The organism is Nocardia yunnanensis, from assembly GCF_003626895.1.
GTDB classification, from domain to species: domain Bacteria; phylum Actinomycetota; class Actinomycetes; order Mycobacteriales; family Mycobacteriaceae; genus Nocardia; species Nocardia yunnanensis.
This window is the reverse complement of sequence record NZ_CP032568.1, coordinates 3,186,698-3,198,599: the sequence shown is the minus strand read 5'-3', so window position 1 is coordinate 3,198,599 and position 11,902 is coordinate 3,186,698. Positions and strand designations below refer to the sequence as shown.

General features: G+C 70.9%; 11 protein-coding genes. 8 read left to right on the top strand and 3 right to left on the bottom strand.

The window, feature by feature from the left end; genetic code table 11:
- Positions 1-35: 35 nt before the first annotated feature.
- Positions 36-1,376: a MupA/Atu3671 family FMN-dependent luciferase-like monooxygenase gene (locus tag D7D52_RS14900; protein WP_120736942.1), complete on the bottom strand. Its 1,341-nt coding sequence runs from the start codon at positions 1,374-1,376 to the stop codon at positions 36-38.
- A complete protein-coding gene (locus D7D52_RS14895) occupies positions 1,373-3,079 on the bottom strand; it encodes a fatty acyl-AMP ligase (protein ID WP_120736940.1) in 1,707 nt (568 codons plus the stop codon). Before D7D52_RS14895 ends, D7D52_RS14900 begins: the two co-directional genes overlap by 4 nt.
- 412 nt (positions 3,080-3,491) lie before the next feature.
- Between D7D52_RS14895 and D7D52_RS14890 the strand changes: the two genes are divergently transcribed.
- A complete protein-coding gene (locus D7D52_RS14890; protein ID WP_162958322.1) occupies positions 3,492-4,496 on the top strand; it encodes a YihY/virulence factor BrkB family protein in 1,005 nt (334 codons plus the stop codon).
- A gap of 6 nt (positions 4,497-4,502) precedes the next feature.
- Here the strand turns inward: D7D52_RS14890 and D7D52_RS14885 are convergent, their stop codons facing one another.
- Positions 4,503-5,297, bottom strand: coding sequence for an IclR family transcriptional regulator (locus D7D52_RS14885; RefSeq protein WP_120744128.1), 795 nt, complete (start codon positions 5,295-5,297; stop codon positions 4,503-4,505).
- 110 nt (positions 5,298-5,407) lie between these two features.
- On the opposite strand from D7D52_RS14885, the gene D7D52_RS14880 reads away from it, so the two are divergent.
- From D7D52_RS14880 to D7D52_RS14850, 7 genes are read left to right on the top strand one after another with little or no spacing between them, the layout of a single operon-like run.
- Positions 5,408-6,448 (top strand): ABC transporter substrate-binding protein, encoded by a 1,041-nt coding sequence (locus D7D52_RS14880; RefSeq protein WP_120736936.1) that lies wholly within the window; start codon positions 5,408-5,410, stop codon positions 6,446-6,448.
- Positions 6,445-7,446, top strand: coding sequence for an NrtA/SsuA/CpmA family ABC transporter substrate-binding protein (locus tag D7D52_RS14875; protein ID WP_120736934.1), 1,002 nt, complete (start codon positions 6,445-6,447; stop codon positions 7,444-7,446). Before D7D52_RS14880 ends, D7D52_RS14875 begins: the two co-directional genes overlap by 4 nt.
- Positions 7,443-8,270: an ABC transporter permease gene (locus tag D7D52_RS14870; RefSeq protein ID WP_120736932.1), complete on the top strand. Its 828-nt coding sequence runs from the start codon at positions 7,443-7,445 to the stop codon at positions 8,268-8,270. The genes D7D52_RS14875 and D7D52_RS14870 overlap by 4 nt, the downstream gene beginning before the upstream one ends.
- Positions 8,267-9,022, top strand: coding sequence for an ABC transporter ATP-binding protein (locus D7D52_RS14865; protein ID WP_120744127.1), 756 nt, complete (start codon positions 8,267-8,269; stop codon positions 9,020-9,022). The genes D7D52_RS14870 and D7D52_RS14865 overlap by 4 nt, the downstream gene beginning before the upstream one ends.
- Positions 9,019-10,221 (top strand): M20 metallopeptidase family protein, encoded by a 1,203-nt coding sequence (locus tag D7D52_RS14860; protein ID WP_120736930.1) that lies wholly within the window; start codon positions 9,019-9,021, stop codon positions 10,219-10,221. Before D7D52_RS14865 ends, D7D52_RS14860 begins: the two co-directional genes overlap by 4 nt.
- A 30-nt stretch (positions 10,222-10,251) precedes the next feature.
- On the top strand, positions 10,252-10,788 hold the full coding sequence (locus D7D52_RS14855) for an LLM class flavin-dependent oxidoreductase (protein ID WP_120736928.1): 537 nt from the start codon (positions 10,252-10,254) through the stop codon (positions 10,786-10,788).
- Entirely contained in the window at positions 10,781-11,899 is a 1,119-nt protein-coding gene (locus D7D52_RS14850) for an LLM class flavin-dependent oxidoreductase (RefSeq protein WP_120736926.1), read from the top strand. The genes D7D52_RS14855 and D7D52_RS14850 overlap by 8 nt, the downstream gene beginning before the upstream one ends.
- Positions 11,900-11,902 lie beyond the last annotated feature (3 nt).

Below are 11,902 nucleotides of genomic sequence, written 5' to 3'. Positions count from 1 at the left end.
GCGGCTCCTGCGTCTCGAAACGGGTGGACGATTCCCTACACGGACTGCGCCGCTGCTCTCTTCAGTTGTGCCAGCGCCTCGAGACCGGTCAGCACCTCGGCGTCCGGGATGCCGAAATCGATGAGGCAGGCGATCTCGTCGACCCCGATCGCGCGCAGCCGGCCGACCATGGCCGCCGTCGAATCCGGGGTGCCGAACAGGCCGTTGTTGCGGTAGTAGCGTTCGAACGCGAAGTCCAGCACCTTGGCCCGGGTCTTGGCGTCGAGACTGTCGAGGGCCTCCGACCCGCGCCGCCACAGATCCACCGAATCCTCGAGGTAACGCTTGAACGGTCCCTCCACGGTCGCGCGCACCCGCGCCTCGTCGGCGCCCACGAAGGTGTGCAGCATGACGGTGACCAGGCCGGCGTCGGGGTCGTGCCCGTGCCGGGCGCGGGCGGCACGGTAGGCGGCCACCTTCGCCCCCAGCTCGTCCACTTCCTGAAACAGCAAGGCGGTCAGCACATTCACGCCCAGTGCGCCGGCCATCTCGAAGCGTTCGACGCCGCCGCTGCAGGTGAGCCAGGTCGGCAGGGCCGGTTGCAAGGGGGCGGGGAAGATGCGGACCGCGCGCTGTTCCCCGGCGCCGTTGGGCAGGGTCACCGATTCGCCGCGCCACAGCCGCTGCACGGTGTCGATGCCGGTGCGGGTGCGCTCGACCCGATCGGCGTAGTGCTGGTCGGCGAGCACGAAATCGTCGGCGTTCCAGCCGGTGGCGAAGGCCAGATCGACGCGGCCGCCCGACAGGTTGTCGATGACCGACCAGTCCTCGGCGATGCGGATCGGATGATGGAGCGGCAGCACCACGCTGCCCGCGCGGATACGCACCCGCTCGGTGGCGGTGGCCAGCGCCGCGCCCAGCACGGCGGGGTTGGGGTAGAGGCCGCCGAAGCTGTGAAAGTGCCGCTCCGGCACCCAGATCGCGCGGAAATCGTGCGCGTCGGCGAAGCGGGCGCTGTCGAGCAGCAGCCGGTAGCGGCCGTCACCGTGCTGCTGGGCGTCGCTGGCGAAGAACAGCAGGCTGAAATCCATCGCGCGACGCGGCCGTCCACCCGGACGCGGTCCCGGGGCCGGGCTCGCGGGCGGCTGCTCGAGGCCGCGGCCCGCGTCGACCAGGGCCGCGACATCGGCCAGGCTCAGGCCGTCGAAGATGTCCTCGGCGGTGATCTCGGTGTCGAAGCGATCCTCGAGAATCGTCATCAGTTCGGCGGCCTTGACCGAGTCCAGGCCCAGCGCGGTGAGCGGCGAGTGCGGGTCCACCGCATCGCGTTCGAGCCGGTCGGCGGCCCACTCGACGAAGAAGTCCAGCACGGTCGCACTGTCGGACGGGGTACTCATCGCACGCTCTCCTCGAATTCCTCTGCCGTCGAATAGATTTCGTGCAGCTTCCGGCGCTGGATCTTGCCGCTGGTGGTCTTGGGCACCTCGCCCTTGCCGACGAACACCACCCGGTGCACGCTCACCGCGTGCTCGCGGCTGACCACGTCGCGAATCGAATCCTCCAGTGCCGCAGCGCCGTCGGGCTCCAGGGCCTGGTCGAGTTCGCTCACCACCATGATCCGGTCCTGGTTGTCGACATGGGCGGCGAAGACCGCGCAGCCGCCGCGACGCAGGCCGGGATGCCCGGCCAGGATGGTGCGCTCGATGTCCTGCGGGAACAGGTTGCGGCCGTGCACGATCATCAGTTCCTTGCTGCGGCCGGAGATGTAGAGCTCGCCGTCACAGACGAATCCGAGATCACCGGTGCGCAGATAGCGCGTCTCGCCCTCCCCGGCGATGGTCGCCCCGAACGCGGCCGCGGTCTCGGCGGGCTTGTTCCAGTACCCGCCGGTTATGCTCGGGCCGCGCAGCCAGATCTCACCGATCCGGTCCGCGGCGCAGCGCGCGCCGGTGTCGCGGTCGACCACCGCGATGTCCGGCCCGACCGGGCCGACGCTGATCAGTTCGCGCCCATTGGGTTTGGCGATCGCGTGACCGCCCTCCAGGTCGGCCGCCGAGAAGTGCCGCGAGCGCATGCCCGCGCCGCGCGCGCCGCCGTTGACGTAGAGGGTGGACTCGGCCAGCCCGTACACGGGCGCGAACGCCTGGGGGCGGAAACCGCTGATCGCGAACGCATCCGTGAAGGCGCGCAACGTATTCGGGTCCACCGGTTCCGCGCCGACGAAGGCGATGTCCCAGCCGCTCAGATCCAGGGCGGCGGCCGCGTCCGGCGACACGCGTTTGGCGCACAGGCCGTAGGCGAGGTTGGGGCCGCCCGCCACGACGTTGTCGGCCTCGGCGATGGCGCGCAGCCAGCACAGCGGGTCGCGCAGGAAGGTCATGGGCGACATGAGGGTGGCGGGGAAACCGACGAACATCGGCAGCAGCGCGCCCTGGATCAAGCCCATGTCATGGTAGGGCGGCAGCCAGGAGACGATCGAATTGTCCGGCGTCAGACGGTATTTCGCGCGCAGCGTGCCCAGGTTCTCCATCAGGTTGCGATGGCGGACCATCACGCCCTTGGGCATGCCGGTGGAGCCGGAGGTGTACTGCAGGAAGGCGATATCGTCCGGATCGGGTGCGAATTCCGGTTCGAAGCCGAGGCCGCGGCCCGCCTGCTCGCTGTCGATGAGCCGGATGCCGCCCAGTTGGGCGCTGTCGACCGGGACCACCGACAGCGGCGCGATCGCCGCGCGCGCACCGCTGTCGCGCAGGATGGCGGTCAACTTCGCGACCTGCGGCGCGGAGAGCGGAAGATGAACCGGCACTGCGATTCTGCACGTCGTCAGGCAGGCGAAGAAGCCGCAGACGAAGTCGGGACCCGGCGGGCACAGCAGCGCTACCCGGTCTCCCCGCTCGGTCTCGGCGATGATGCGTTCGGCCAATCCCGCGACCCGCTCCCACAGTTCGCGATGGTCGATCACCTGCCGTTGCTCGCGGCGGCCGGCGAAGATGTAGGCCGGACGATGGGGTGTGTCGAGCAGGCGCGCCGACAGCACGTCGACCAGGGTGCGGGCGCCAGACTCCCGGTAATCCTGTGCCTTGCCTCGCGATCTCTGCATGAGCCTGGCTCCTCCTGGATCCTCGGCCGTCACACCGGGTCCACGGACGAGATCGGCCCAGCGAGGCGGCTACTAGCCGAAAGAGCAGCTGAAACACAACAGTCGAAGACCCATCTTCGCTGCTACGGAGGCAATCGCCAACGATCGGGCGAACCGTCGCGTGTCGAGGTCGGGCTTCGGATTCCGCGCACAGACAAGCTGATCCGATGTCCAGTTTCCGATCAGGGTGGTTGCGCGGCGCCATTCGTCATGGGCGGGCAATGCCCCCGGTTTGTCTGTTTCAACCGGGTCGACGACGTGCGGTTCGTCAGTGAGCGAACTATCGGTTACCTCCGAATAGACCGGTTCGGCGGCCCGCGGGTGGGTACGCCGCAGGTACGGCATGCACGGTCGAAGGCGTGGGACGGTCGAGATGAATCCTGTGGAGCGGGTGCAGCGGGCGGTGCGGTGGGTGGACACCTGGCAGCAGCGGCATCGGCCGGCCGCGTTCGTGTTCGCGGTGTTCAAGAAGTTCGGTGACGATCAGGCCGGCAACCTGGTGTCGTTGCTGACCTACAACGCCTTCCTGGCGACCTTTCCCCTCTTGCTGGTGCTGGTCACCATCACCGGGATCGTGCTGCGCAATCACGCCGGGTTGCAGCGGCAGGTCGTCAATTCGGCGTTCAGCGAATTTCCCATCGTGGGTGGGCAATTGCATGAGCAGTTGGGGGTGACGGCCTTCCAGGGGACCGGCCTGGCGTTGACGGTGGGGATCGTGGGGGCGGTGTGGGGCGCGCGTGGGTTCGCCAATGCGGTGCAGAACACGCTCAACACGCTGTGGGCGATACCGAAGGTGGATCGACCCGGATTCCCGGGCAATCTGTTGCGCTCGATCGGGTTGCTGGCGGTGCTGGCGTTCACCGTCGCGGTGCCGATCTGCGCGGCGGCGCTCACCGCGGCGGGGTCGCGGGTCGGGCTGTCGGGGTTGCCGGCGCAGCTGCTCGTGCTCGTCGTCTCGAGTCTGCTGGACGGGGCGCTGTTCCTCGGGGTGTTCCGGTTGGCAACGGCGGCACAGGTTTCCACTCGTGCGCTGATTCCGGGTGCGTTCGTCGCCGGGGTGGCCTGGCAGTTGCTGTTGAACCTCGCCGGGGTGCTGCTGAGTCACACGGTGCGGCACGCGGAGGCCATCGCGGGGCTGTTCGGCATCGTGCTGGGGTTGCTGAGCTGGTTCGCGCTGCAGGCCACCATCACGGTGTACGCCATCGAGGCCGATGTGGTGCGCGCGCTGAAACTGTGGCCGCGCAGCCTCACCCAGCCGCCGCTGACTCGGGCCGACAAGTCGTATCTGACCGCCGTCACCGGGGCCGAGGCCCGTCGCCCCGAGCAGCGCATCGACGTCGAATTCACCCCGCCCGATCGGCCCGCGCCCGAGAAGTGAGCGGGGTCAGCCCGCCACGATCGGCGGGCGGGCCGCGACGCGTCGCTGCGCGGGCGGGATCAGCAGGACCTCGAGGGCGCTCGCGCAGGCCGCCGCCTGTTCGGCGAACCAGCCCAGCCGCGCCGAGGCCAGCACCTCCGGGGTGGAGCGCAGGGCGAGGGCGAAGCGCGCGCGGTCGGCCGCGTCCAGCACCGGCACCGCGACGGTGCGCACCCCGGACGCGGATTCCTCGTCGTTGACCGCGAATCCGGCGGCGCGCACGCGAGTCAGCTCCGCGTGCAACGCGTCCGGATCGGTGATCGTCCGATCGGTCAGCGCGGTCAGGGTTTCCGGCTCGCGCTCGGCCGGATCCGGCCACGCCAGCAGCACCTTGCCCAGCGCCGTCGAGTGCAGCGGCCGGCGCAGCGCCCGGCGATTGTCGCCGTCGAGCGATCCGCCCACCAGGATCACCGCCTCGGCGCCGAGCCGCACGGCCAGATCGGCGACGACGCCGGTACGCTGCGACAGCGCGGCCAATTCCGGTTCGGCCCGGTGCAATTCGCGGCGGTGGTAGGCGATGCGGCCGAGCTCGGCCATCGAGGGGCCCAGCCGGTAGCGGGCGGTGTCGGAATCCTGCTCGAGAAATCCGGTCGCGGCCATGGCCTGCAGCAGGCGATGGGTGGTGGACAGCGCCAGCTCGGTGCGGCGGGCCAGGTCCGAGGCCGACAGGTCGTTGGTGCTGTCACCGAAACAGCGCAGCAGCGCGAGGGTCCGGTGCACCGCCTGCGCGCCCTCGGTGGGCTTGGGCGAATCTCTGTTCACCGCACCAGGTTCCCACAATATGGAAGAATCCTCGCTATCGAACCGGGGTTAGAATCCCACTGATTCCATATTATGGACTTGATGGGATTCGTTGGGCAGCATGGTGCGCCATGCCCGCCTCATCCGAAACCGCTCCGCTGGACACGCTCTGGTTCACCCGCTGCCCGGTGCCCACCGCCACCGGTATCGCGGCCGACCGGGGCGCGCTGGCCGCCGAGTTCGCCGCCGACGGCCTCACGGTCCGCTCGTTGCAGGACGCCGGCGCCGATATCCCGCGCGACGGTCATTTCACCCACGCCCTGACCGGCCTGTTCCGCGAGGGCGGCAATGTTCCGGCGCTGTGGGCGCGGGCGGGCGGCGAGCGGACCCGGCTGATCGGGCTGACGTGGATCGAGGAGCGGCAGGCGATCCTGGTGCGGCGCGGGTTCGAGCTCGCGACGCCCAAGGAGCTGGCGGGGCTGCGGATCGCCGTCCCCCGCCGGGCCATCGCCATCGACTTCTGGCGGGCCATGGCGCTGGCCGGCTTCGCCGGGGCGCTGGCCGCCGACGGGCTCACCCTCGACGACGTGACGCCGGTCGATATCGACGCCGCCCCCGGCGCGGACCAGTGGATCGCCGAACTGGAGGCGCTGCGCGCGGGCCGCGTGGACGCGGTCTACGTCAAGGGCGCGCTCGCGGTCGAGGCCGCCGCACGACATGACGCCGTGGTCGGCATCGACCTGGATGCCTTCGCGGACAAGACGATTCGCATCAACAACGGCACGCCCCGCCCGGTCACCGTGCATCAGCGGCTGCTCGACGAGCATCCCGAGATCGTGCACCGCTTCCTCGCGGTGCTGCTCGAGGCCGCGGACTGGGCCGCCGCCAATCCCGCCGAGGTCCCCCGCATTCTGGCCGCCGAAACCGGTGCCGGCGCGGCGGGCGTCGCCGGGGCGTACGCCTGGACCGGGCAGGCCGATCTGCGGCTGGACCTCTCCGCGCAGCGCCTCGAACTGCTCGCCCGCCAGGAACGGTTCCTGCGCGGGCACGGCTTCCTCGCCGGCCCGGTCGATATCGACGCCTGGGCGGCTCCCGAACCCCTGCGCGCCGCCCGCGACCTCGTCGCGGCCCGAGCCGCTCGTGTCGAGAACAACACCTGGAGAACCGCATGACCGTCACCCGCGCCCTCGCTCTGGCCGCCGCCCTGTCGCTCACGGCCGTGGTCTCGGCCTGCTCCTCGCACCCCGCCGCCACCGATTCCGGTGCGAGCGTGACCATTCGGATTCCCGATCCCGGCAATGCCGGCGCGCTGGCGCTGGGCAAGAAGGACGGCAGCCTCGACGCCGCACTGGCCGCGGTGGGCGCCAAGGTCGAATGGACCGGCAGCGCCGGGCCGTTCGCCCCGGCCGCCCAGGAGCTGGACAACAATGCCCTCGACGTCGCCGAGGGGTCGATCACCTCGGCCATCGCGGCGCTGGCCCAGAAGCCCGGCTTCAAGCTGTTCGCCGCGATCGCGCCGGACGCGGTCGGCGAAGGCATTCTGGTCAAGGACAATTCGGGGATCAAGACCGTCGCGGACCTCGCGGGCAAGAAGGTCGTGGTGTGGCACGGCGGGTCCAGCGAATACCTGCTGCTGCAGGCGCTGGCCCGCAACAATGTGCCGGTCTCCTCGGTGCAGCGGGTGTATCTGCAGCCCAATCAGAGTGCGGCGGTGCTGCATTCGGGTCAGGTCGACGCGTGGGCGACCTGGGCGTCGTTCTCGATCGCCGAACGCGCCGAGGCCGGTGAGCATTTCCTGGCCACCGGCGGCGAGATCGGCTCGCAGAACTACGCGGTGTGGGCGGTGCGCAACGAGTTCGCGCAACAGCATCCGGCGGTGGTGAAGGCGTTCTACACCTACCTCCACGACGCCGAGGCCAAGCAGGCCCAGCAGCCGGAGAACTACGTCAACGTGGTGCGCGCCAGCGGGCCGGACGCCTACGAGGGCCGGGCCCGGGACCTGGAATTGGAGTTCCTGCGCGCGTCCGCGCCGACCTCGGCGATCACCGACGCCGACAAGGCGGCGTTCGCGCAGGTCTCCAAATTCTTCGCCGATCAGCAGGTCACCGACGGCGTCTTCGACGTGACCCCGCATCTGCTCGACGTGACCGCGCTGGAGCAGGCGAAATGACCGCCGTCGTCGCCGAGCCCGGCCTGATCACCCCACGAGTTCGATTGCCGCGCGGTCGTTCTCGCGGACCCAAGGCGCTGCTGCGGGCGTTCGGGCCGCTGTCGATCCTCGCGGCGTGGTGGATCGCCTCGGCCACCGGGGTGCTGACCGCGGATCTGCTGGCGTCGCCGCCGCAGGTCTGGCATGCCGCGGTGAAGCTGTGGGACAGCGGGCAGCTGTCGGACGCGCTGGTGGTGTCGCTGGGCCGGGCTGGGACCGGGCTGGTGTTCGGGGTGAGCGCGGGGCTGGTGCTCGGCGTGCTCACCGGCTCCCGGCGGTTGGGTGAGGATCTGCTGGATTCGGCCGTGCAGACGCTGCGGGCGCTGCCGTTCCTGTCGCTGGTGCCGCTGTTCATGGTGTGGTTCGGGATCGGCGAGTCGGCGCGGGTCGTGCTGATCGCGGTCGCCACCACCTTTCCCATGTACGTGTCCACCTTCGGGGCGGTGCGCACCACCGACCGCAAGCTGCTCGAGGCGGCCCGCACCTTCGGGATGAGCCGGGCCGCGACCATCCGGCAGGTGATCCTGCCCAGCGCGCTGCCGGCGCTGCTGTCGGGGTTGCGGCTGTCCACGACGCTGTCGGTGATCGCGCTGATCGCCGCGGAGGAGATCAATTCCACCGCGGGACTGGGTTATCTGATGGCGCAGGCCCAGAACTTCTCGCGCACCGACATTCTCACCGTCATCATCCTGATCTACGGCCTGCTCGGGCTCACCGCCGACATCGCGATCCGCGGACTGGAACGGGTGCTGATGCCGTGGCGGAACGCGGGAGGCGCGCGATGAACGCCGAAGTGCTGACCCGGCACGATGATTCGATCGACACGGCGAATCCGGCCGCCATTCGGCTGGCGGGGCTGACCCGCACCTTCGGTGCGCGCGCCGTGCTCGACGATATCGATCTGCGGGTGCGCCGCGGGGAGTTCCTGGCGCTGCTGGGGGCCAGCGGATCGGGCAAGACCACCCTGCTGCGCATCCTGGCCGGGCTCGATCGGCCCGACGTCGGCACGGTGCTGGTGCCGCCCGCCCGCACGGTCGTGTTCCAGGAGCCGCGGCTGATCCCGTCGCAGCGGGTGCTGGGCAATGTGACGATCGGTCTGCGGCGCGGCGCGGCGACTCGGGCCACCGCGCAGGCGGCCCTGGCGGAGGTCGGGTTGGCCGGGCACGCCCGGTCCTGGCCCGCCACCCTGTCCGGCGGCGAGGCCCAGCGGGTCGCGCTGGCCCGCGCACTGGTGCGCGAGCCCGAATTGCTGCTGCTGGACGAGCCTTTCGCCGCGCTGGACGCGCTCACCCGGCTGAAGATGCAGGATCTCGTCGCGGATCTGTGCGCGCGTCATCGGCCCGCGGTGCTGCTGGTCACCCATGACGTGGACGAGGCGATCCGGCTGGCGGACCGGGTGGCGGTGCTGCGCGACGGCAAGCTCGTCACCGACGAAACGGTGACCGTCGCCCGCCCGCGCGATCCCGGCGACGCGGACTTCGTCGCCCTGCGCCGGCGCCTGCTCGCGGACCTCGGCGTCTCCGGAGCGCGGGCATGACCGTTCTCGAGGATGCCCGCGAGCTGCTGCCCGAGCTGGTGCGGCTGCGGCGGTCCGTGCACGCCGAACCCGAAGTGGGACTGCGGCTTCCCCGCACCCAGGAGACCGTTCTCACGGCGCTGGACGGGTTGCCGCTCGAGGTGCGCACCGGCGCGGCATTGTCCTCGGTGGTCGCGGTCGTGCGCGGAGCCGGCTCCGCCGCACCGGTTTTGCTGCGCGCCGATATGGACGCGCTGCCGATGACCGAGAAGTCCGGCGTCGACTATGCCGCGCGCGTGCCCGACGCGGCGCACGCCTGCGGGCACGATCTGCACGTCGCCATGCTGGCCGGCGCGGCCCGGCTGCTGGCCGCCCGGCGCGACGAGCTTGCCGGGGACGTGATCCTGATGTTCCAGCCGGGCGAGGAGGGACACGACGGCGCGCGGCTCATGCTCGAGGAAGGACTTCTGGAGGTGACCGGTGTCCGCCCGGCCGCCGCGTACGCCCTGCATGTGACGCCCTCGCTGGCCGCCGGGACGTTCCGGCATCGCAGCGGGGCAGCCCTGGCCGCCTCCGGGACCCTCGAGGTGACCTTCGACGGGCAGGGCGGGCACGGGGCGTGGCCGCAGCGCGCCCGCGACCCGATTCCGGCGCTGGGCGCGGCGATCGGCGCCTTGCAGACCATGATCACCCGGCGCTTCGACGCCCTGGACCCGGTGGTGTTCTCCATCGGCGCGGTGCACGCGGGCACCGCCGCCAATATCGTGCCCGACAAGGCGTCGCTGACCGCCACGCTGCGCTCGTTCAGCGCCGACACCCACGCACGCCTGGCCGCCGAGGCCGAGCAGGTCTGTCACGGCATCGCCGCCGCGCACGGCGTGACCGCGCGGGTCACCGCCCACGACGGCTATCCGGCCACCGTCAACGATCCGGCCGAAACCGCTTTCGCCGCAGGCGTACTCGCGGATCTCGCCGGCGCCGAGCAGGTGCGCCCCGACGCCCGGCCCGCCATGGTCTCCGACGATATCGGCCGGGTCCTGGCCCGGGTGCCCGGGTCGATGATCACCCTCGGCGCCTGTCCGCCCGGCGCGGACCCGGCCCGGGTCGCCGGAAACCATTCGCCGCTGGCGGTTTTCGACGACTCCGTGCTGGACATCGGGGCCGCCGCGTTGACCGAGCTGGCGCTGCGCCGGTCGGCGGTACCGCCGGCCCGACCCTGACGCTTTTCCGTTCCCTCCCAAAGGATTTCCATGACACACATCGTGCTGCCCGGTGCGGCCACGGCACCGCCGCCGGCGCGGCTGCCGGGGTTCGTCACCGATCTGCGGCCGGCACCTCAGGATTCGGCGCTGTCGCTGGCGCGCGCGGCGGATCTGGCCGGGCTGGCCGGGGTGCTGGTGCCGTTCGATCCGGACGGCCCCGAAGCTCTCGTGACCGCCGCCGCGCTGTTGCGGGCGACCCGGTATGTCGAGATCGTCGCCGCCTTCGACACCGGTATCTCGACGCCGCAATACATCTCGAAGCTGTCGGCGTCGTTGCAGCGGTTCTCCGGCGGCCGGTTCGGCTGGCACTTCTCCGCCGATGATCCGGGCCGGGAGCGATTCCTGGCCGTGGCCCACGAGTTCTGGCACACCCCCGGTGGTCTGCCGAAACCGCTGTCGGACAGCGCGTTTCCGGCCGTGTACCTCGAAGGGGTGGACGGTCGCGGGACGGCGGGGTTCGTCGAGGTCGGACACGATCCGGGCGAGGTGTTCGCACTGGGCGAGAAGGAGGCGGCTCATGGTTGACATCTACTGGCGCATCGCCATGGAGGGCGATCAAACCTCCCTGCGCCGCCCGGGCGGCAGCCGTGGCGGTTTCGCGCCCGACCTGCCCGATGCGCTCGCCCCGGGGCGACGCGGCGGGGCGGCCGACAGCTTCACCCACGCCGACTACATGGCCGAGGTGATCCGGTCGGCCGAGGAATCCGGGTTCGTCGGCGGGCTGCTGCCGTCGTTCCCGCACACCGACGATCCGTGGGCGGCGGCCGCCATCCTGGCCGCCGAAACCCGCACGTGGCGTTTCATGGTCGCGTTTCAGCCCGGTTTCCTGCACCCGGTGCAGGCGGCCCGCATGAGCGCCACCCTGCAGCGGGCCACCGGCGGCCGGCTGGTGTACAACATCATCTCCGGCGGAGGCGGGCCCGCGCAGCTGTGGTGGGGTGACGCCATCGACCACGACGATCGGTACGCGCGCACCTCCGAGTTCCTCGATGTGCTGAAGGGCGTCTGGTACGGGGACGGGAACTTCCAGCACGAGGGCCGCTTCTACACCGTGCGTGACGGCGGGCTGCCGGAACTGCTTGCCGGGCAGCCCTTCCCGGAGATCTTCTTCTCCGGTTCCTCCCCCGCCGCCATCGACGCCGCCGGACGGCACGCCGACTACTACCTGTCGTGGCTGGAACCGTTCGACGCGCTGGCCGCCAAGTTCGCGTCGGTGCGCGCGGCCGCGACGAAGCCGCCGAAGTTCGCGGTGCGCATCGACGTGCTGGCCCGCGAGACCGAGGAGGAGGCGTGGGCGGAGATCGCCGCGGGCTGGTCTGCCGCGCCCGAAACCGAAGAGTCCGCGGGCGATTCGGTGGGCTGGCGGCGCAGTCAGGATTTCACCGCCGGCGCCGACCGCGCCGACCATCGCGCGCTCGAGGTCGAACCGAATGTGTGGGGCGGCTTCCATCGGCTGCGTCCCGGACCGGCCTTCGGCCTGGTGGGCTCCTACCGCCAGGTCGCCGACCGGCTCAACGAACTCATCGCGCTCGGCGTGGACGCCTTCATCCTGGCGGGCGTCCCGCATCTGGAGGAGGCGCGCCGCGTCGGCCGCCACGTTCTGCCCCTACTGCACCAACCCGCCGGAAAGGCTTGAGAT